Source organism: Streptomyces sp. NPDC005794 (genome assembly GCF_042871445.1).
Lineage (GTDB): Bacteria > Actinomycetota > Actinomycetes > Streptomycetales > Streptomycetaceae > Streptomyces.
Genome location: NZ_JBIAIN010000001.1, coordinates 389824 through 409513, shown reverse-complemented (window position 1 = coordinate 409513; position 19690 = coordinate 389824). Strand labels below are relative to the sequence as shown.

The 19690-nt window shown below is 69.2% G+C and carries 18 protein-coding genes and 1 pseudogene; 10 read left to right on the top strand and 9 right to left on the bottom strand.

Translation table 11 applies throughout. The annotated features are described in order from the left end of the window. Positions 1-31 precede the first annotated feature (31 nt). Entirely contained in the window at positions 32-1354 is a 1323-nt protein-coding gene (locus tag ACFYQ5_RS01930) for a hypothetical protein (RefSeq protein WP_389191633.1), read from the bottom strand. 296 nt (positions 1355-1650) lie between these two features. Between ACFYQ5_RS01930 and ACFYQ5_RS01925 the strand changes: the two genes are divergently transcribed. From ACFYQ5_RS01925 to ACFYQ5_RS01895, 7 genes and pseudogenes are all read left to right on the top strand, one after another. Continuing rightward, the gene (locus tag ACFYQ5_RS01925) at positions 1651-4155 is read left to right on the top strand and encodes a SulP family inorganic anion transporter (RefSeq protein ID WP_389191630.1); all 2505 of its coding nucleotides are present in this window, start codon (positions 1651-1653) and stop codon (positions 4153-4155) included. Positions 4156-4340: 185 nt separating this feature from the next. Further along, the gene (acs, locus tag ACFYQ5_RS01920) at positions 4341-6308 is read left to right on the top strand and encodes an acetate--CoA ligase (RefSeq protein ID WP_389191627.1); all 1968 of its coding nucleotides are present in this window, start codon (positions 4341-4343) and stop codon (positions 6306-6308) included. Positions 6309-6424: 116 nt separating this feature from the next. Continuing rightward, positions 6425-6538 (top strand): annotated as a pseudogene (locus ACFYQ5_RS01915) (IS481 family transposase); the annotation flags it as partial. A gap of 193 nt (positions 6539-6731) precedes the next feature. Then, entirely contained in the window at positions 6732-8135 is a 1404-nt protein-coding gene (nhaA, locus tag ACFYQ5_RS01910; protein ID WP_389191624.1) for a Na+/H+ antiporter NhaA, read from the top strand. Between the two features lie 39 nt (positions 8136-8174). Beyond that, entirely contained in the window at positions 8175-8705 is a 531-nt protein-coding gene (locus tag ACFYQ5_RS01905; protein ID WP_351279673.1) for a phage holin family protein, read from the top strand. Next, entirely contained in the window at positions 8702-9679 is a 978-nt protein-coding gene (locus tag ACFYQ5_RS01900) for an alpha/beta fold hydrolase (RefSeq protein WP_389191620.1), read from the top strand. The genes ACFYQ5_RS01905 and ACFYQ5_RS01900 overlap by 4 nt, the downstream gene beginning before the upstream one ends. Before the next feature lie 105 nt (positions 9680-9784). Then, a complete protein-coding gene (locus ACFYQ5_RS01895) occupies positions 9785-9988 on the top strand; it encodes a hypothetical protein (RefSeq protein WP_389191618.1) in 204 nt (67 codons plus the stop codon). Between the two features lie 60 nt (positions 9989-10048). Here the strand turns inward: ACFYQ5_RS01895 and ACFYQ5_RS01890 are convergent, their stop codons facing one another. The 3 genes from ACFYQ5_RS01890 to nth form a co-directional block, all read right to left on the bottom strand. Next, positions 10049-11254, bottom strand: a complete 1206-nt coding sequence (locus ACFYQ5_RS01890; protein ID WP_389191615.1) for a MarP family serine protease — start codon at positions 11252-11254, stop codon at positions 10049-10051. Positions 11255-11345: 91 nt separating this feature from the next. Then, positions 11346-12083, bottom strand: a complete 738-nt coding sequence (locus ACFYQ5_RS01885; protein ID WP_389191613.1) for an NUDIX hydrolase — start codon at positions 12081-12083, stop codon at positions 11346-11348. 117 nt (positions 12084-12200) lie between these two features. Further along, positions 12201-13043, bottom strand: a complete 843-nt coding sequence (nth, locus tag ACFYQ5_RS01880; protein WP_389191959.1) for an endonuclease III — start codon at positions 13041-13043, stop codon at positions 12201-12203. A gap of 253 nt (positions 13044-13296) precedes the next feature. On the opposite strand from nth, the gene ACFYQ5_RS01875 reads away from it, so the two are divergent. After that, the gene (locus ACFYQ5_RS01875; protein ID WP_014046869.1) at positions 13297-13971 is read left to right on the top strand and encodes a Crp/Fnr family transcriptional regulator; all 675 of its coding nucleotides are present in this window, start codon (positions 13297-13299) and stop codon (positions 13969-13971) included. An 84-nt stretch (positions 13972-14055) separates the two neighbouring features. Here the strand turns inward: ACFYQ5_RS01875 and ACFYQ5_RS01870 are convergent, their stop codons facing one another. The 4 genes from ACFYQ5_RS01870 to ACFYQ5_RS01855 form a co-directional block, all read right to left on the bottom strand. After that, a complete protein-coding gene (locus ACFYQ5_RS01870; protein ID WP_389191610.1) occupies positions 14056-14886 on the bottom strand; it encodes an MBL fold metallo-hydrolase in 831 nt (276 codons plus the stop codon). Beyond that, on the bottom strand, positions 14879-15805 hold the full coding sequence (locus tag ACFYQ5_RS01865; RefSeq protein ID WP_389191607.1) for an NUDIX hydrolase: 927 nt from the start codon (positions 15803-15805) through the stop codon (positions 14879-14881). The genes ACFYQ5_RS01870 and ACFYQ5_RS01865 overlap by 8 nt, the downstream gene beginning before the upstream one ends. Positions 15806-15948: 143 nt before the next feature. Beyond that, positions 15949-16419: a RidA family protein gene (locus ACFYQ5_RS01860; RefSeq protein WP_389191604.1), complete on the bottom strand. Its 471-nt coding sequence runs from the start codon at positions 16417-16419 to the stop codon at positions 15949-15951. Then, entirely contained in the window at positions 16419-16577 is a 159-nt protein-coding gene (locus ACFYQ5_RS01855; protein ID WP_019992579.1) for a DUF4177 domain-containing protein, read from the bottom strand. The genes ACFYQ5_RS01860 and ACFYQ5_RS01855 overlap by 1 nt, the downstream gene beginning before the upstream one ends. 71 nt (positions 16578-16648) lie before the next feature. Between ACFYQ5_RS01855 and ACFYQ5_RS01850 the strand changes: the two genes are divergently transcribed. Both ACFYQ5_RS01850 and ACFYQ5_RS01845 read left to right on the top strand, forming a co-directional pair. Then, positions 16649-17683, top strand: coding sequence for an ArsA family ATPase (locus tag ACFYQ5_RS01850; protein WP_389191601.1), 1035 nt, complete (start codon positions 16649-16651; stop codon positions 17681-17683). Then, positions 17680-19134, top strand: coding sequence for an ArsA family ATPase (locus tag ACFYQ5_RS01845; RefSeq protein ID WP_389191598.1), 1455 nt, complete (start codon positions 17680-17682; stop codon positions 19132-19134). The genes ACFYQ5_RS01850 and ACFYQ5_RS01845 overlap by 4 nt, the downstream gene beginning before the upstream one ends. Before the next feature lie 35 nt (positions 19135-19169). On the opposite strand, the gene ACFYQ5_RS01840 is transcribed toward ACFYQ5_RS01845, so the two are convergent. Beyond that, positions 19170-19532 (bottom strand): WhiB family transcriptional regulator, encoded by a 363-nt coding sequence (locus ACFYQ5_RS01840; RefSeq protein WP_389191956.1) that lies wholly within the window; start codon positions 19530-19532, stop codon positions 19170-19172. Positions 19533-19690: the final 158 nt, after the last annotated feature.

Genomic DNA, 19690 nt, shown 5'->3' with positions numbered 1-19690 from the left:
ACGGGCCGGAACGGCGCCAGGGAGGCGATCCCTAGTCCGCGCTCCCGTCGGTCCCCTTGCCTGCCGACCGGTCCGCCGGCCTGGCAGGCACGGGGCTGCCTGCGGGCTTGCCCGGGGCGGCCCCGGCAAGGAACGAAGTCCAGCCGGGCTTGGGCTTCTGGCCCACCTCCAGCGTCCCGAGTCTGGCGAGCGTCGCCGGGTCCTGCGCGTCCAGCCAGTCGGCGAGCTGACGGAAGGAAACACACTGCACATCCCGCTGGGTGCAGACCGTCTTGATCGTCTCCTCGACCGCACGCATGTAGGTGCCACCGTTCCAGGACTCGAAATGGTTGCCGATGATCAGTGGAGCGCGGTTCCCGTTGTAGGCACGGTCGAAAGCCTGGAGCAGACCGTCCCGCATCTGATTACCCCAGTACTCATGCTTGTCAGGGTCGCCCTGCGTCTTCGTGCCGGACTGGTTGAACATGAAGTTGTAATCCATCGAGAGCGTCTCGAACGCGCGGCCCGGCATGGGGACGAGTTGCAGGGGAAGATCCCAGATCCCGTCCTTCTTCGCAGGCCAGACCTGATTGCCGATGCCACTGGAGTCATAACGGAAGCCCATGGTCCGCGCGGCTGCGACCATGTTCTTCTGCCCTTCCAGACACGGAGTGCGGGCGCCGATCAACTCGCGGTCGTAGTCGAAGGGCAAGGGTGCTTCACCCTTGAGGGCCGGGGCGTTGGTCTTCCAGCTCTTGACGAACGACTTCGCCTGGCTGATCTCGCTCTTCCACTCCTCGACCGACCAGGTGCCGACTCCCCCGTCCGGCCCGCAGAAGTGTCCGTTGAAGTGGGTGCCGATCTCGTTGCCGTCCAGCCACGCGGCGCGCAGTTCCGTCAGCGTCCGGCGGATTCCCTCGGCGTCGTTGAACCCGATGTCGGAGCGGCCCGCCGAATGCTGAGGCGGGTCGTAGAGCTCCTTCTTCTCCTCCGGCAAGAGGTACACGCCGCTGAGGAAGTACGTCATCCTGGCGTCGTACTTCTTCGCGACCGCGCGGAAATGCGAGAACAGCTTCTGGCTGTCCTCACCCGCGCCGTCCCATGAGAACACCACGAACTGCGGGGGCTTCTGACCAGGCTTGAGACGCTTGGCCGCAAGGCGTTCGGGCTGGGGTCCCGTGAAGGCGGTGGAACCGTCGCCGATGAGGCTGACCGCCCCCTTCGGCGCCGCCGCAGGTGAGTTCCCTTCCGTGGCGGGGGCCGTTTTCTTCCCCGCTTCGGGCACGGGACCGGCGGCCCCCGAGCAGCCGGCCAGGCCGACGATCAGCGCCGTGGCCACGGCGCCCAGGGCGACCCGCTTCGTGACGGCCATCATCCGTCCACCTCTTCCTTGCAGGATTCATGCGTTGAAGTGCCGACACGGCGCGGTCAACCTCACACAGCACTGCCAGGATTAGTACTACAAATCGGGTGAAAAGATGCCTATTCACTTGAAAGAGTGAATGGCTGAGCTATTTGCTCGAAAACATGGACACTCTTCTTTACCCTCCATTACGATTCATTTACGGAGAGTTTAGAAATCCCGCCGCTGTACCCCACCGCTGCACGCCGTGAACCACGGCCGCCGTCACTCACATACCGCGACCGCGCTGCCCCGGAGGAGACGGGAACATGTCTGCCTGCGTCCGCAACGACCACACGTCCCGCAGTTCGCGCGCTTCCCGCGCCTGGGGATTCAAGCGTCCACACAGCCCGCCACCACCGCCCCGCCGCGGACGTTTCCGCGTTTCGGGTGCGGATCTGTCCGCGTCGATCACTGTCTTTCTGATCGCCGTTCCCATGTCGCTCGGTCTCGCCGTCGCCATGGATGCCCCCCTCGCCGCCGGCCTGGTCTCAGCGGCGATCGGCGGCATCGTCGCCGGACTGCTGGGCGGCACACCCCTCCAGGTCAGTGGACCGTCCGCCGGACTGACCGTAGTCACAGCCGAGTTGATTCAGATCTACGGCTGGCGCACCACGTGCGCAATCACCATCGGTGCGGGGCTCCTGCAGATTCTGCTGGGTTCACTGAGAGCCGCCCGCAGTGCCCTTGCCGTCAGCCCGGCCATCGTGCACGGCACGCTCGCAGGTATCGGCGTGGCCATCGCCCTCGCCCAGCTGCACATCGTGTTGGGCGGGACACCGCAGAGCTCAGCCCTCGACAACGCCCTGTCACTTCCCGCCCGATTGGCGCAGTTCGAGCCGGCAGCCCCCCTCATCGGGGCCCTGACGATTGCCCTTCTCGTCGTATGGCCACGCCTGCCCGGCCGGATCGGGACATCGCTGGGCAGAGTCCCTGCCGCGCTCGCCGCCGTGGTCGTCGCGACGACTGTGGCCACCATGGCAACCCCTGGGATCGTCCGGGTGGACCTTCCGTCATGGCGCTCGCACGCACTGCCCGAACTGCCGCAGGGCCCGATAGCAGCACTGGCAACAGCCGTGTTCACCGTGATGCTCGTGGCCAGCCTCGAATCGCTGCTGGCTGCGGTCTCCGTGGACAAACTGGCTGCAGAACGGTCAGCCGACACCCCCAAAGACGGGTCGGCGCCACCCGCACATGTCAAACGGTCCGACCTCGACCGGGAGTTGCGGGCCCAAGGTGTCGCCAATGCGGTGTCAGGACTCGCCGGAGGGCTTCCCGTCTCCGGCGGTGCCGTGCGCAGTTCTGCCAATGTGCGGGCGGGCGCAACGAGCCGTGCCTCCACCGTGCTGCACGGCGTCTGGGTTCTGCTGGCAGCCATACTGCTGGTCACAGCCCTCGAACTGATCCCTTTGGCGGCGCTCGCCGCCCTGGTGATGGTGGTCGGCATCCAGATGGTCAGCTTCGCCCATATCCGGAAGGTCCACAGACACCGCGAGTTCCTGGTGTACGGCGCAACGATCAGCGGCGTGATTCTCGCCGGAGTGCTCGAAGGTGTGGCGATCGGCATCGTCGTGGCCGTGGGTGTCGCCCTGCACCGGCTGGCCCGCACGAGGATCACCGTGACGGAACAGGACGGCCGCTATCTGGTCGCCGCTCGCGGTCAGCTGACCTTCCTCGCCGTCCCCCGCCTCAGCCGCCTGCTCGGACAGCTTCCGCAAGGGGTGGACGCCGTGGTCGAGCTGGACGGCTTCTTCATGGACCACGCGGCGTACGAGACGATCCAGGACTGGTACGCGGCACAGACCGCACTGGGTGGCCGGATCGAGTTCACCGGGCGTTCCGGTGGCCGGATCGCCGAGCCTGCATCCGCCTCCCATTCCTGCTGTCGGCCATGGACGCCGTGGCGCAACCATCACTGCCACGACCGCGCGCCGGACGTGGCACACACCACCCCCGTCCCTGGCTCGCATCTGGTCTCGAAGGCTGCCCCTTCCACGACCCCGAGAAGCTCCGCGGGCCGCCGGCACGGCACCCATCGGCTTCTCAGCGGTCTCAGTTCGTTTCAGCGCACCACCGCTCCGCTGGTCCGGGGAGAACTGGCCCGGCTCGCAGCGGAAGGGCAACGGCCGTCGCAGCTGTTCCTCACCTGTGCCGACTCCCGCCTGGTCACCAGCATGATCACCGCCAGCGGCCCGGGCGACCTTTTCACCGTGCGGAACGTCGGCAACCTGGTGCCGCCACCGGACACCGGAGGCGCCACGGGCAACGACGACTCCGTGGCTGCCGCCATCGAGTACGCGGTGGACGTGCTCGAGGTCGAGTCCATCACCGTCTGCGGCCACTCCGGATGCGGCGCGATGCAGGCCCTGTTGGGAGCCGCGTCGGAGACGCCCCGAACGCCTCTGTGGCGCTGGTTGCGGCACGGGCTGCCGAGCCTGGAGCGCATGCGTTCCCGTCACCACTCCTGGGCGCGCATCGCCGGCCGACTGCCCACCGATGCGGTGGAACAGCTCTGTCTCACCAATGTGGTCCAGCAGTTGGAGCACCTGCGCGCGCATGAATCGGTGGCCCGCCGCCTGGCGGCAGGCACCCTGCAACTGCACGGCATGTACTTTCATGTCGGCGAGGCGCAGGCCTATCTGCTGACCGAAGGCGCCAGTTCCGGAACGGGGCCCGACGAGGTCTTCGTTCGGGTCGCCCCCGGCTCCGTATGGGGTGCGGAGCCCGGCGCCGAAGCTCTGCACGCAACCCCCGGCACCGCGGTCGGCGCCTGAACCACTCACACACCCGGTCCGTGAGACCTTGTGGGCCCGCTTTCGCATCGCACAGCGCTGCTTTCGGAAGCGGGCCCTGTGGCTCCCTACACGAGACACAGGTCTAAACCAATTTCCGGCAGACACTTGTCACCTGGCCCGCAGCCTGATGAGCTGTCCCCCGGGACACAACGGACACCCTGGGAATGGGAGATGTCGTGAGCAACGAAAGCCTGGCCAATCTGCTCAAGGAGGAGCGGCGGTTCACACCGCCTGCCGATCTGGCCGCGAACGCCAACGTGACAGTGGAGGCGTACGAGCAGGCCGAGGCGGACAGGCTGGGCTTCTGGGCCGAGCAGGCCCGCCGCCTCACCTGGGCCACCGAGCCGACCGAGACACTCGACTGGAACAACCCGCCCTTCGCGAAGTGGTTCGCGGACGGCAAGCTCAACGTCGCGTACAACTGCGTGGACCGGCATGTCGAGGCCGGCAACGGCGACCGGGTCGCGATCCACTTCGAAGGCGAGCCCGGCGACAGCCGCGCGATCACCTACGCGGAGCTGAAGGACGAGGTCTCCCGCGCGGCCAACGCGCTTATCGAACTCGGCGTCGGCAAGGGCGACCGCGTCGCCGTCTACCTTCCGATGATCCCGGAGGCAGCCGTAGCGATGCTGGCCTGCGCCCGCATCGGCGCAGCCCATTCGGTGGTCTTCGGCGGCTTCTCCGCGGACGCCATCGCCACGCGTATTCAGGACGCCGACGCCAAGGTCGTCATCACGGCCGACGGTGGCTACCGCCGCGGCAAGCCCTCGGCGCTCAAGCCCGCCGTGGACGACGCCGTCGCCCGCATCGACAGCGTCGAGCATGTCCTCGTGGTCCGGCGTACCGGGCAGGACACCGCATGGTCCGAGGGGCGGGACGTCTGGTGGCACGAGATCACCGGTCGGCAGTCTCCCGAGCACACGCCCGAGGCGTTCGACGCGGAGCAGCCGCTCTTCATTCTCTACACCTCAGGGACGACGGGTAAGCCGAAGGGCATCCTGCACACCTCCGGGGGTTACCTGACCCAGACGGCGTACACCCACCACGCGGTCTTCGACCTCAAGCCCGAGACGGACGTGTACTGGTGCACCGCCGACATCGGCTGGGTGACCGGACACTCGTACATCGTCTACGGCCCGCTGGCCAACGGCGCGACCCAGGTGATGTACGAGGGCACGCCCGACACGCCCCACCAGGGGCGCTTCTGGGAGATCGTCCAGAAGTACGGGGTCACGATCCTCTACACCGCGCCGACCGCGATCCGTACGTTCATGAAGTGGGGAGACGACATCCCCGCCAAGTTCGACCTGTCGTCGCTGCGCGTCCTGGGTTCGGTCGGTGAGCCGATCAACCCCGAGGCATGGATGTGGTACCGCAAGCACATCGGTGCCGACAACTGCCCGGTTGTGGACACCTGGTGGCAGACCGAGACCGGCGCGATGATGATTTCGCCGCTTCCCGGGGTCACGGCGGCCAAGCCCGGTTCGGCCCAACGGGCCCTTCCCGGCATCTCCGCCACCGTGGTCGACGACGAGGCCAACGAGGTGCCGAACGGCGGGGGCGGCTATCTCGTCCTGACGGAACCGTGGCCGTCGATGCTCCGCACCATCTGGGGTGATGACCAGCGGTTCATCGACACCTACTGGTCGCGCTTCGAGGGCAAGTACTTCGCGGGCGACGGTGCCAAGAAGGACGAGGACGGTGACATCTGGCTGCTCGGCCGCGTCGACGACGTCATGCTCGTGTCCGGGCACAACATCTCGACCACGGAGGTCGAGTCGGCCCTCGTGTCGCACCCCTCGGTCGCCGAGGCCGCCGTGGTCGGCGCCAACGACGAGACGACCGGTCAGGCCATCGTCGCCTTCGTGATCCTGCGCGGCACGGCCACCGCCTCCGAGGAGTTGGTCGCCGAGCTGCGCAACCACGTCGGCACCACGCTCGGGCCGATCGCGAAGCCCAAGCGGGTCCTCCCTGTGGCCGAACTGCCGAAGACCCGATCCGGCAAGATCATGCGCCGCCTGCTGCGCGACGTCGCCGAGAACCGCGAACTGGGTGACGTCACGACGCTCACCGATTCCTCGGTCATGGCCCTCATCCAGACGCAGCTTCCTGCCGCGTCCTCCGAGGACTAGGTGTTCTGTCCACGGAGGTTGGTGACAGTGATCACGGCTGGGGGATCTTGAACGAGTGAGGGCCTTCCGGGTTCGGTGTGGATTGCGACATCTACACGAACAACCAGAAGGCCCTCATGCCCCACCGTAATGCACCCCTGACCGAGACCGGCCGCCTGCGTCTGGCCCGCTGCGTCGTCGAGGACGGCTGGCCCCTGCGCCGGGGCGCCGCACACCGGATCCGGATAGCGTTCTGATACCCCAGGTAGAGTGGTGGCTCCGTCAACGGAGCACTTGCAAAGAAGCACGAAAAAGAAAGCCGTCGACGCGAGCAGTCAGCGTCAACAACCACATATGACATCTCCACAGGGGCGCCGGGAAGTCTGGTCGGCAGGTGAATCAGCCATGCCACCACTGCCGTGAACCGACCCGGAGGTCTCCCCCGTGGCCACGCCCGCACCCCCGTCCGACCGGCGCAGCACCCTGTTGGGCAGGCTGTCCCTGCCCGAGCGGAATTACGTCGCCGAAGCCCTGCGCACCGAGACGGTCGGTGGCATCATCCTGCTGGTCGCGGCCGTAGCCGCGCTGATATGGGCGAACACCTTCGGCTCGAGTTATTCGGCCGTCAGTCACTTCCACTTCGGTCCGGGGGCCCTGGGGCTGGATCTCTCGGTGGCCCACTGGGCGGCCGACGGGCTGCTCGCCGTCTTCTTCTTCGTCGCAGGCGTCGAACTCAAGCGTGAGCTGGTCGCCGGGGAGCTCCGTGACCCCCGGGCGGCGGCCCTGCCCGTCGCCGCGGCGCTCTGCGGGATGGCCGTCCCCGCCCTCGTCTACCTGCTGACCGTCGTACTCGGCGGTGGATCCACCGCCGGTTGGGCCGTCCCCACCGCCACCGACATCGCCTTCGCGCTCGCCGTCCTCGCCGTCATCGGCACATCGCTGCCTTCGGCGCTGCGCGCCTTCCTGCTGACGCTCGCCGTCGTCGACGACCTCTTCGCCATCCTCATCATCGCGGTCTTCTTCACAGAGAACATCGACTTCCTGGCGCTCGGAGGCGCCTTCGCCGGCCTGGCCGTGTTCTATGTGCTGCTGCGCACAGGAGTGCGGGGCTGGTACATCTACCTCCCGCTCGCCCTGGTCATCTGGGGGCTGATGTACAACAGCGGCGTCCACGCCACGATCGCCGGTGTCGCCATGGGCCTCATGCTCCGTTGCACCAAGCGCGAGGGCGAGGCGCACTCCCCCGGCGAACACATCGAGCACCTGATGCGCCCGCTGTCGGCCGGCATCGCGGTTCCGCTGTTCGCCCTCTTCTCGGCCGGTGTCACTCTCAAGGGCGATGCCCTGGCCGGCGTCTTCACCCGGCCCGAGACGCTCGGGGTGGTGCTCGGTCTGGTCCTCGGCAAGACCGTCGGTATCTTCGGCGGCACGTGGCTCGTCACCCGCTTCACCAAGGCCGAACTGAACAAGGAACTCGCCTGGGCGGACGTCTTCGCGGTGGCCACGCTGGCCGGCATCGGCTTCACCGTTTCGCTGCTCATCGGGGAGCTCGCCTTCACCGGCGACGAAGACATGATCAACGACGTCAAGGCGGCGGTCCTCGTCGGTTCCCTGATTGCCGCCGTACTCTCCGGTGTACTGCTCAAACTGCGGGTACGCAGATACAGGGCGCTGTACGAAGCCGAGGAGCTCGACGCGGACGAATCAGGGATACCTGACGTCTACGAGCAGGGCGACCCGGAGTTCCACCTGCGGATGGCCGCGCTCCACGAGAAGAAGGCTGCCGAGCACCGTCGCCTTGCCGAACGGGCGGGGGCAGCGAGCAGCAAGCCGGACAGTCCGGCATGATCTGACATCGGATGTACGGAAGAGAAAAGGGAGTCAGGGATGAGCGACCCCGGCAACTATGCGGGCAGCACCGACCGTAGTCTCGGACAGTTGTTCGCTTCGGCGACTGCTGAGATGTCCGCGTTGGTGCACGACGAAATCGCCCTGGCCAAGGCCGAGGTGCGCCAGGACGTCAAGCGCGGCGTGATCGGCAGCGTGGCGTTCATCGTCACAGGCGTGCTGATCCTGTTCGCGATCCCCGTGCTGAGCTTCGCCGCGGCCTACGGGATCCACAATCTCGGGCTCGGTCTCGCCTGGTCGTTCCTGATCGTCGGCGGCGCGTTCATCCTGCTGGGGATCCTGCTCGCCCTCTTCGGGCTCGCGAAGTTCAAGAAGGTCAAGCCGCCGGAGAAGTCCATCGCTTCGGCCAAGCAGACCGCGGCGGTCCTGCAGGGCGTCAAGCCGCATCCCCGCCCCGCCGTCGGCGCGCGTGCGATCGAGCAAGCTCAGGGCAGCACGCTCGCGGACAAGGCCATCGAGAACCGCCCTGTCCAGGACAAGGCGGTCTCTGTGACACGCTCGTCCACATGACCGACCCTGATTTCAGCGCATCCGACCCGGTGGCGCCGCTGGGAGCGGCTGCCGGTCCAGGCAGCCCTGTCCGCATCGAGGGGCCGTGGGCCCATCGTGATGTGGCGGCCAACGGCGCGCGCTTCCATATCGCCGAGCTCGGCGACGGACCGCTGGTGCTGCTGCTGCACGGTTTCCCGCAGTTCTGGTGGACCTGGCGTCATCAGCTGACCGCCCTGGCCGACGCCGGGTACCGCGCGGTCGCGATGGACCTCCGGGGGGTCGGCGGCAGTGACCGTACGCCCCGGGGTTACGACCCCGCGAACCTGGCGCTGGACGTCACCGGCGTGATCCGCTCGCTCGGCGAGCCGGACGCGGCCCTCGTGGGGCACGACATGGGCGGCTATCTCGCCTGGACGGCAGCGGTGATGCGGCCGAAGCTGGTCCGGCGACTCGTGGTGTCGTCGATGCCTCATCCGCGCCGCTGGCGTTCCTCGATGCTCTCGGACTTCGCGCAGTCACGGGCCGGCTCACACATCTGGGGCTTCCAGCGGCCGTGGGTACCGGAGCGTCAGCTCGTGGCGGACGACGCGGCTTTGGTCGCCCGGCTGATCCGTGACTGGTCCGGTCCGCGCACCCCTGACTTCCCTGACGACCGGACCGTGGACGTCTACCGGCGCGCGATGTGCATCCCGTCGACGGCGCACTGCTCGATCGAGCCGTACCGCTGGATGGTGCGCTCCCTCGCGCGTCCGGACGGCGTCCAGTTCAACCGGCGGATGAAGCGGCCGGTACGTGTACCGACACTGCATCTCCACGGCTCGCTCGACCCGGCGGTCCGGACGCGCAGTTCGGCAGGTTCCGGCGAGTACGTCGAGGCGCCGTACAGGTGGCGACTTTTCGACGGTCTGGGGCACTTCCCCCACGAGGAGGATCCGGTCGGCTTCTCGACCGAACTCATCAACTGGCTCAAGGACCCTGAGCCCGACCGGTAGTCGGCGCGCACAGGTGTCCGACGAACAGCCAATTGCCTGCCGCATAAGCCAATTGGCTGACTCGCACACGATTACCGACCTTGGGTCACGGGCAGACGTCGGGGTATGGGCTGGACGCGCGACTTCAACGACGCAGCACGCAACCACCGCTCGACCGCTCCTGCCGGTCCGAGCACTCACGAGGGGGACGGCTCCCGGAACCGGGTGCGCGATGTGAGCGATTTCCATGATCTCCGGCTGGGCATTCCGCGTATCCTCCACCGCCGCGCCCGCTGGGTCTCGGCGCGCCTGCGCCATCCCCGTGGATGACGCGGGAGTCGTCGCACAGCACTCCGGGAACGGCCCCCGGCAGGCGCCGGACACTGGACCTCAGAGCGCGCAGCCCTGGCTGTCGACCTCCTGGACCGAGGACTTGCCGAGCTCGATGTCGTCGCGGATCTCGTCGGCCGTCAGCGCGTAACCCGTGTCCGAGTCGTCGAGCGACTTGGCGAACACCACTCCGTACACCTTGCCGTCCGGAGTGAGCAGCGGACCGCCGGAGTTGCCCTGCCGGACCGTCGCGAAGAGCGAGTACACATCGCGTCGCACGGTGCCCCGGTGGTAGATGTCCGGGCCGTTGGCGTCGATACGGCCCCGGATACGGGCCGAGCGTACGTCGTAGGCGCCGTTCTCCGGGAAGCCGGCGACGATGGCGCTGTCCCCGCTCGCCGCGTCCTTGTCGGTGTCCGTGAAGCGCAGCGGCTCGGCATCCAGGTCCGGGACGTCCAGTACGGCGATGTCCCGCTGCCAGTCGTAGAGCACGACCTTGGCGTCGTACAGCCGGCCCTCGCCACCGATCTGGACGGTCGGCTCGTCGACGCCGCCGACCACGTGGGCGTTGGTCATCACACGGCGGTCGGAGAAGACGAAACCGGTTCCTTCGAGGACCTTGCCGCAGCCCGGTGCCATGCCGACGACCTTGACGATCGACTTCTTGGCACGGGCGGCGACGGGGCTTCCGGCCAGTGCCGGGTCCGGAGGCTCGACGTCGGTGATGGGCTCGTTGGCGAAGGGGCTGAAGACCTGCGGGAAGCCGTTCTGCGCCAGGACGGAGGAGAAGTCCGTGAACCAGTTGGAGGCCTGATCGGGCATCACCCGGGAGACCCCGAGCAGGACCGAGGAGCTGCGGACCTCCTTGCCCAGCGTCGGCAGTGACGTACCGGCCAGCGCGGAGCCGATCAGCCAGGCCACCAGGAGCATGGCCACCACGTTGACCAGGGAGCCGCCCGTGGCGTCCAGGGCGCGCGCCGGGGACCACGTGATGTACCGGCGGAGTCTGTTGCCCAGGTGGGTGGTGAACGCCTGGCCCACGGAGGCGCACACGATCACGATCACGACCGCGACGATGGCGGCGGTGGAGGAGACTTCCGCCCCGTCGGTCACCTGGTCCCAGAGGACCGGCAGCAGGTAGACGGCGACGAGGCCACCGCCCAGGAAGCCGATCACGGACAGGATGCCGACGACGAAACCCTGGCGGTAACCGATGACCGCGAACCACACGGCGCCGACCAGCAGCAGGATGTCCAGCACGTTCACCGTCTATAGCCTCGCAGATTCGTCACCTGGCCCGTCCGGTTCGACGGGGTCCGGGCCGGACCCGGAACAGCGCAGCACGGGAGTCAGCCTGTCATGCGCGCCAGTCGAGCGGCACCTGCCTGGTCCTGTCCCAGGGGCGTTCCCACCCCGCGTAGTGCACAATCCTGTCGATCACACCGGCTGTGAATCCCCACACCAGCGCGGATTCGACCAGAAATGCGGGGCCTTTGTGGCCGCTCGGATGGACGGCGGTCGCGCGGTTGGCCGGGTCCGTGAGATCCGCCACGGGGGCGGTGAAGACCCGGGCCGTCTCGGCCGGATCGACGACACCCACCGGGCTGGGCGTCCGCCACCAGCCGAGGACGGGCGTGACGACGAAGTGGCTCACCGGGATGTAGAGCCGGGGCAGCACACCGAAGAGCTGGACACCGCTCGGGTCGAGTCCGGTCTCCTCCTCGGCCTCCCGCAGCGCGGCCCTGAGCGGCCCGGTGGTCGCGTGGTCGCCGTCCTCGGGGTCGAGGGATCCTCCGGGGAAGGAGGGCTGACCGGCGTGGGAGCGCAGGGAGCCGGAGCGCTCCATGAGGAGCAGCTCCGGACCGCGCTCGCCCTCGCCGAAGAGAACCAGCACCGCTGACTGCCGCCCGGCGCCGCTCTCGGGCGGCAGGAATCGGCTGAGCTGCTGGGCCTGCACGGTCCTCGCCGCCCGAGCCACGGGCTCGAGCCAGGCCGGCAGCCCGTCGGTGGAGACGGTGATCGCGCTGTCCTGGGGCGCGCCCGTCTCAGTGGTGGCCGCGTCGGCTGCGGCCCGTGTGCTCTGTGCGTGCGTCATGGGCACCCCCGTCGTTCCAACGCCTGTCGTCGGCCATTTCGTTCCGCACGGGCCCCGCCCGCAAGCCGCTGAGGGATCGCCCGCCCCGGTCGTCCCTCAGCCCCGCACAAGGGCCGCTCACCCGGCTCCCAGCGGCGGAGCGGGGCTGCCCGGATAGTCCGGGGGCGGGCTGAGGCGCTGGCCCGGGTAGCCGCCCATCTCGTACTTCAGGAGCTTCTTCGCCTTCTCGGGATCCGTCTCGCCCTCCCCGTAGGAGGGGCAGAGCGCGGCGATCGGACAGGCCCCGCAGGCGGGCTTGCGGGAGTGGCAGATGCGGCGGCCGTGGAAGACCACCCGGTGCGAGAGCATCGTCCACTCGCTCTTCGGGAAGATCGCGGCAATCTCCGCCTCGACCTTCTCCGGGTCCTCCTGCTCGGTCCATTTCCAGCGTCGGACCAGGCGGCCGAAGTGGGTGTCCACCGTGATGCCGGGGACCCCGAACGCGTTACCGAGGACGACGTTGGCCGTCTTGCGTCCGACGCCGGGCAGCTTCACCAGGTCCGCCAGCCGGCCGGGGACCTCCCCGCCGAAGTCGTCCCTCAGCGCTGCCGACAGGCCCATGAGGGACCGCGCCTTGGCCCGGAAGAAACCGGTCGGACGGATGATCTCCTCCAGCTTCTCGGGAACGGCGGCGGCCATGTCCTCGGGCGTCGGGTAAGCCGCGAAGAGTGCCGGGGTGGTCTGGTTGACCCTCAGGTCGGTGGTCTGGGCGGAGAGAACCGTGGCCACCAGCAGTTCGAAGGGATCACGGAAGTCCAGCTCGGGGTGGGCGTACGGATAGACCTCGGCGAGCTCGCGGTTGATCCGGCGGGCCCGGCGGACCATCGCCAGATGCGACTCCGGCTTGACCGGCTTGCCCGACGCCGCCCCCGTCGAGGACTTCGCGGCTTTTTTCTTACTTCGTACGGACTGTTCGCCCACAGCGGAATTCCCGTCTCCCGACACCCCATCAGCCTCCTCGGCCTGCGCTCCCACCGGCGTTCCGGACACCCGGCCAGCCTAGAGCCAGGGGCTGACATCCACCCCGGGCACCGGGTATTCACGCCCAATCGGCCCCCTGCCGTAGGGTCCGGCACGCCCGTGCGTCAAACTGGTTTGTGATCGATCGCACTGTTTTACCGTCCGGCATCATGGAAACCACGCTTCACTGAACAGGCCGACAAGGAGAGAACTCGTGGACGACGTTCTGCGGCGCGCCCCGCTTTTCGCGGCGCTCGATGACGAGCAGGCCGCGGAGCTCCGCGCCTCGATGAGTGAAGTGACCCTCGCACGCGGCGACGCGCTGTTCCACGAGGGCGACCCGGGCGACCGCCTGTACGTGGTCACCGAGGGCAAGGTGAAGCTCCACCGCACCTCCCCCGACGGGCGGGAGAACATGCTGGCCGTCCTCGGCCCCGGCGAGCTGATCGGGGAGCTGTCGCTCTTCGACCCGGGCCCGCGCACGGCGACCGCGACCGCGCTCACCGAGGTCAAGCTTCTCGGCCTCGGTCACGGAGACCTCCAGCCCTGGCTGAACGCCCGTCCCGAGGTGGCCACGGCACTGCTGCGCGCCGTCGCCCGCCGACTGCGCAAGACCAACGACCAGATGTCGGACCTGGTCTTCTCCGATGTGCCGGGCCGCGTCGCCCGCGCGCTCCTCGACCTGTCGCGCCGCTTCGGCGTGCAGTCGGAGGAGGGCATCCACGTCGTGCACGACCTGACGCAGGAAGAACTGGCCCAGCTGGTCGGCGCCTCCCGCGAGACGGTCAACAAGGCGCTCGCGGACTTCGCCGGCCGCGGCTGGCTGCGGCTCGAAGCGCGCGCCGTGATCCTGCTGGACGTGGAGCGGCTGGCGAAGCGGTCCCGCTGACGCCGTGCCTCGCACGTTCGACGAAGGGCCCCACCGTCCGGTGGGGCCCTTCGCGTGCCCGGGGGCGGCCGTGCGAGCCGTGCCTCAGATCAGGCCGTGCTCGGTCAGGTACTCCAGCTGGGCCCGCACCGACAGCTCCGCCGCCGGCCAGAGAGATCGGTCCACATCCGCGTACACGGCTGCCACGACCTCGGCAGAGGTCCGGTGGCCCGCCTCCACGGCCGTCTCGACCTGGGCCAGTCGGTGCGCGCGGTGGGCGAGGTAGAACTCGACGGCCCCCTGCGCGTCCTCGAGCACCGGCCCGTGCCCCGGAAGCACGGTGTGCACCCCGTCGTCGACCGTCAGCGAACGCAGCCGCCGCAGGGTGTCCAGGTAGTCGCCGAGCCGGCCGTCCGGGTGGGCGACGAGGGTGGTGCCACGCCCCAGGATCGTGTCGCCCGTCAGTACGGCCCGGTCGGCGGGCAGGTGGAAGGAGAGCGAGTCCGCCGTGTGTCCCGGGGTGGGGACGACCCGGAGTTCGAGCCCTCCCGTGGTGATCACGTCGCCGGCCGTCAGCCCCTCGTCGCCCAGCCGCAGCGCCACGTCCAGGGCTCGCACGTTCGTACGCGTGAGCCCGGCGAACCGGGCGGCACCCTCCGCGTGGTCGGGGTGCCCGTGCGTGAGCAGGGTGAGGCCGACGCGCCTGCCCGCCCTCTCCACGGTGTCGACGACGGCCCGCAGATGCACCTCGTCGAGGGGCCCCGGATCGATCACGACCGCGAGGTCGGAGTCCGGTTCCGCGACGATCCAGGTGTTCGTGCCGTCCAGGGTCATGGCCGAGGCGTTCGGTGCCAGGACGTTGACCGTACGGGTGGTGGCGGGCCCGGTGAGCACCCCGCCGCGGGGCTGTCCGGGCAGTGCTGCCGCGTCACTCATGAGGGGTTCCGTCCGTGGCCGAGCCGTCGCCCGTGGAGGAAGCCGGTCCACCGGCCGCCGGGACGTGTCTGGTGAACTCGTCGTGCCCCGGCCAGCTCAGCACCAGCTCGTCACCCTCCATACGGGCCTCTGCCAGCACGGGGGCGAGGTTCTGGGATTCCGCTGCCTTCAGCGCCTCCGCAGCCGTCCCGTACGGCCTCAGCGCCCGCAGGGTGGCCACCGTGGGCGGCATCATCAGCAGTTCGCCCTTGTCGTAGCCGTCGGCGGCGTCTCCCGGCCGGATCCACACCGTCCGGTCCGCCTCGGTGGAGGCGTTCCGGGTGCGCTGGCCCTCCGGGAGCGCGGCCACGAAGAACCACGTGTCGTAGCGTCGCGGTTCGAAGGCCGGGGTGATCCAGCGCGCCCAGGCGGCCAGCAGGTCGGAGCGCAGCACCAGGCCCCGGCGGTCGAGGAACGCGGCGAAGGACAGGTCGCGGGCGACCAGTGCCTCACGGTCGGCCTCCCAGTCGGCACCTGTGGTGTCGCTCACGACGGTGCCGGCGGTCGGCCCGGCCAGCAGGACGCCCGCTTCCTCGTACGTCTCACGGACCGCGGCGCAGACGACTGCCTGCGCCTCGGCGGCCGTGTCGACGCCCAGGCGGCCGGCCCAGGTGTCCAGGGACGGTCCCGCCCAGCCCACGAGGTGGTCGTCGTCGCGCGGGTCGACCCCGCCACCCGGATAGGCGTACGCGCCGCCGGCGAAGGCCATGGAGGTGCGCCGCCGCAACATGTGGACGCAGGGGCCGCCCGGCCCCGACGTGTCGTCCCGGAGCAGCATCACCGTGGCTGCCCGCCTGGGGGTCACGGCCGTCAGCTCGCCGCTGGCGAGGGCCCTGATCCGGGCGGGCCATTCCGGTGGGTACCACTGACCGTTGGACATGGCCGGAGGCTATCCGGAACCGCGCCGATGTTCGAGGGGCCCCGACACGAATGTCTGCCCCCTACATCGGCCTCGCGCATCCGCCCCTTACGCACATGATCCCGCCCGGTCGCGGGACCGGACGGGATCATGGAAGTGCGGGATCAGGCGTCGACGAGCTCGACCTGGACCTCGACCTCCACCGGTGCGTCCAGCGGCAGCACCGCGACGCCCACGGCGCTGCGGGCGTGCACGCCCTTGTCGCCCAGGACCGCGCCCAGCAGCTCGCTCGCGCCGTTGACGACTCCCGGCTGCCCGGTGAAGTCGGCGGCCGAGGCGACGAAGCCCGTGACCTTGACGACCCGTGCGATCCGGTCCAGGTCACCGGCGACCGACTTCACCGCCGCGAGGGCGTTCAGCGCGCAGGTCTTCGCCAGTTCCTTGGCCTCGTCCGGCGTCACCTCGGCGCCGACCTTGCCGGTCACCGCCAGTTTGCCGTCCACCATCGGGAGCTGGCCGGAGGTGTAGACGTACGCCCCGGACCGCACGGCCGGCTGGTAGGAGGCCAGCGGCGGTACGACGTCCGGGAGCGTCAGGCCGAGTTCGGCGAGCTTCGCCTCCACGGCGCCCGCCACTAGGGCTTCTCCCGCTTCAGGTAGGCCACGAGCTGCTCGGGGTTGTTCGGGCCGGGAACGACCTGGACCAGCTCCCAGCCGTCCTCGCCCCAGGTGTCCAGAATCTGCTTGGTCGCGTGCACGAGAAGGGGCACGGTCGCGTATTCCCACTTGGTCATGAGCCGACTGTAATGCCTGGCACACACGGCCTCGTGCGTAGGCTCCCTGCCGACTGGTTAGGCTCGAAGACGTGAGCAGGTTCCAGGTCGTCAGCGGCAAGGGCGGGACCGGTAAGACCACGGTCGCCGCCGCACTCGCGCTCGCCCTCGCGACCGAGGGCAGGCGCACTCTCCTCGTAGAGGTCGAGGGCAGGCAGGGCATCGCCCAGCTCTTCGAGTCCGACTCCCTCCCCTACGAGGAACGCAGGATCGCCGTGGCGCCCGGCGGCGGCGAGGTGCACGCGCTGGCGATCGACGCCGAGCGCGCGCTCCTGGACTACCTCCAGATGTTCTACAAGCTGGGCGGTGCCGGCCGGGCGCTGAAGAAGCTCGGCGCGATCGACTTCGCCACCACCATCGCCCCGGGGGTCCGGGACGTCCTGCTGACCGGCAAGGCCTGCGAGGCCGTGCGCCGCAAGGACAAGCAGGGCAGGTTCGTCTACGACTACGTGATCATGGACGCGCCTCCCACCGGCCGCATCACACGCTTCCTCAACGTGAACGACGAGGTGGCGGGGCTGGCCAGGATCGGCCCGATACACAATCAGGCGCAGGCCGTGATGCGGGTCCTGAAGTCCCCCGAGACCGCGGTCCACCTGGTGACGCTCCTGGAGGAGATGCCGGTCCAGGAGACCGCGGACGGCATCGCCGAGCTGCGCGGCGCCGAACTGCCCGTGGGCCGGGTCGTGGTGAACATGGTGCGCCCCCATCTGCTGGACGAGGACGCGCTGCGTACGGCGTCGGGTGGCCGCCGCAAGGAGATCGCCAAGACGCTCACCCGGGCCGGCGTGACAGGTTCCGCCGGGCTGGTCCGGCCGCTGGTCGCGCAGGCCGCCGAGCATGCCCAGCGCGTCGGCCTGGAGCGTGAGCAGCGCGCGGTGCTGGCCGGGCTGGGGCTGCCGATGGCCGAGCTCCCGCTGATGGGCGAGGGAGTGAGCCTGTCCGCGCTGTACGAGCTGGCGGAGGAGTTCCGTAAACAGGGTGTCGGCGACGAGACCGCGGACGCGGCGGGGCAGGCGCCCCGGGGCGGGCAGCGACGCGGCTCCGGACGAGGGGTGGGGTCATGACGCTGGACACGGACAGCGCACCGGGGCTGGAGACCGACGCGCTCCTGGACGATCCGGAGATCCGTATCGTCGTGTGCTGCGGCTCGGGCGGCGTGGGCAAGACCACGACCGCGGCGGCGCTCGGCGTCCGGGCGGCCGAGCGCGGCCGCAAGGTCGTCGTCCTCACCATCGACCCGGCCCGCCGGCTCGCCCAGTCCATGGGCATCGACCAGCTGGACAACATCCCGCGCCGGGTCGAGGACATCGAGGGCGAGGGCGAGCTGCACGCCATGATGCTCGACATGAAGCGCACCTTCGACGAGACCGTCGAGGCGCACACGGACGCCGAGCGGGCCCGCGCGATCCTGGAGAACCCCTTCTACCAGTCGCTGTCGGCCGGCTTCGCGGGCACGCAGGAGTACATGGCGATGGAGAAGCTCGGGCAGCTGAGGGCGCGCGACGAGTGGGACCTGATCATCGTCGACACCCCGCCGTCCCGGTCCGCGCTGGACTTCCTGGACGCGCCGAAACGTCTCGGCTCGTTCCTGGACGGGAAGTTCATCCGGCTGCTGATCGCCCCCGCGAAGATCGGCGGGCGGGCCGGGATGAAATTCCTCAACGTCGGGATGTCGATGATGACGGGGACGCTCGGCAAGCTGCTCGGCGGTCAGTTCCTGCGCGACGTACAGACCTTCGTCGCGGCGATGGACTCCATGTTCGGCGGATTCCGTACCCGGGCCGATGCGACGTACAAACTGCTCCAGGCGCCCGGCACGGCGTTCCTGGTGGTGGCGACACCCGAGCGGGACGCGCTGCGCGAGGCCGCCTACTTCGTGGAGCGGCTGGCCGCGGAGGAGATGCCGCTGGCCGGTCTGGTCCTCAACCGGGTGCACGGCAGCGAGGCCGCACGGCTCTCCGCGGAACGGGCGCTCACGGCCGCAGAAAATCTTGACGGTGTCGGCATTGTGGATCAGGCGGCAGGGAAGGCTGGCCTTGGTGACCCGGCGGACCCGATGGACGCCACCTCTCCCGAAGCCCCGGAGTCGCCGCTCTCCCCCGAGCGAAGCAACGAGCCCTCCCCGCACGAGCCGCCACAGCAGGAGCCGCCCGAGCACGACCGCACGTCGCACACCCCCGAGCCCGAGCCGCACAGCCATGGCCGAAAGTCGCCTGACCCGTCCGGGCCACCCGCACAGACGGAAGCGGGCGGCTACGACACACCCGTCCCGGACGCGGACGCCGGATCGGCCGGGGTATCCACCGACGTGACCGTCGAGCAGCTGACCGCGGGCCTCCTGCGGCTGCACGCCGAGCGGATGCAGGTCGTCGCGCGCGAGCAGCACACACGCGACCGCTTCACCACGCTCCACCCCGAGGTCCCGGTGACCGAGGTGGCCGCGCTGCCCGGTGATGTGCACGACCTCTCAGGCCTCAGGGCCATCGGGGAACTACTCGCGGCCGGAGCTGTGTAGGACCACCCTCCGCCCCACGGGCCGCCCTGTGCGGCCTACCCCACGGCGGCGAACCTCTCGTGCAGTTCGCCGTCGTGCAGGTCGTCGTTCAGACCCACCGCTGCGGGCAGCATGCCTGTGGACCGCTCGTACTCGCTGCGCGCGGTCTCCAACAGGCGGCGCCACGACGTGACGGTGGGCCGCCGACGCAGCAGCGCGCGGCGCTCCCGCTCAGTCATCCCGCCCCACACGCCGAACTCGACGCGATTGTCCAGCGCATCGGCAAGGCACTCGGTCCGCACCGGGCATCCGGTGCACACCGCCTTGGCTCTGTTCTGCGCTGCCCCTTGTACGAACAGTTCATCCGGATCGGTAGTGCGGCAGGCTGCCTGCGCACTCCAGTCGGTTACCCAGCCCATCCCGGCGCCGTCCTCTCCCGAATCGAGGCTCCCCCACGGCGACAGCGGCATATTCACCGCTGCCAGTTGAGGACGTTACGGAAGGTGGCGACAGCACAACACCCCCTTCGGGCCCAATCTTGGATGGCCCGAACGGACTATGCGTACGCGGCAGATCA

Coding starts and splice junctions, on each gene's coding strand:
- ACFYQ5_RS01930 (WP_389191633.1), bottom strand. CDS start 1,354: ATGATGGCCGTCACGAAGCGGGTCGCCCTGGGCGCCGTGGCCACGGCG.
- ACFYQ5_RS01845 (WP_389191598.1), top strand. CDS start 17,680: ATGACGCTGGACACGGACAGCGCACCGGGGCTGGAGACCGACGCGCTC.
- ACFYQ5_RS01855 (WP_019992579.1), bottom strand. CDS start 16,577: ATGACCAAGTGGGAATACGCGACCGTGCCCCTTCTCGTGCACGCGACC.
- ACFYQ5_RS01865 (WP_389191607.1), bottom strand. CDS start 15,805: ATGTCCAACGGTCAGTGGTACCCACCGGAATGGCCCGCCCGGATCAGG.
- ACFYQ5_RS01925 (WP_389191630.1), top strand. CDS start 1,651: ATGTCTGCCTGCGTCCGCAACGACCACACGTCCCGCAGTTCGCGCGCT.
- ACFYQ5_RS01900 (WP_389191620.1), top strand. CDS start 8,702: ATGACCGACCCTGATTTCAGCGCATCCGACCCGGTGGCGCCGCTGGGA.
- ACFYQ5_RS01870 (WP_389191610.1), bottom strand. CDS start 14,886: ATGAGTGACGCGGCAGCACTGCCCGGACAGCCCCGCGGCGGGGTGCTC.
- ACFYQ5_RS01895 (WP_389191618.1), top strand. CDS start 9,785: ATGGGCTGGACGCGCGACTTCAACGACGCAGCACGCAACCACCGCTCG.
- ACFYQ5_RS01905 (WP_351279673.1), top strand. CDS start 8,175: ATGAGCGACCCCGGCAACTATGCGGGCAGCACCGACCGTAGTCTCGGA.
- acs (WP_389191627.1), top strand. CDS start 4,341: ATGGGAGATGTCGTGAGCAACGAAAGCCTGGCCAATCTGCTCAAGGAG.
- ACFYQ5_RS01840 (WP_389191956.1), bottom strand. CDS start 19,532: ATGGGCTGGGTAACCGACTGGAGTGCGCAGGCAGCCTGCCGCACTACC.
- ACFYQ5_RS01885 (WP_389191613.1), bottom strand. CDS start 12,083: ATGACGCACGCACAGAGCACACGGGCCGCAGCCGACGCGGCCACCACT.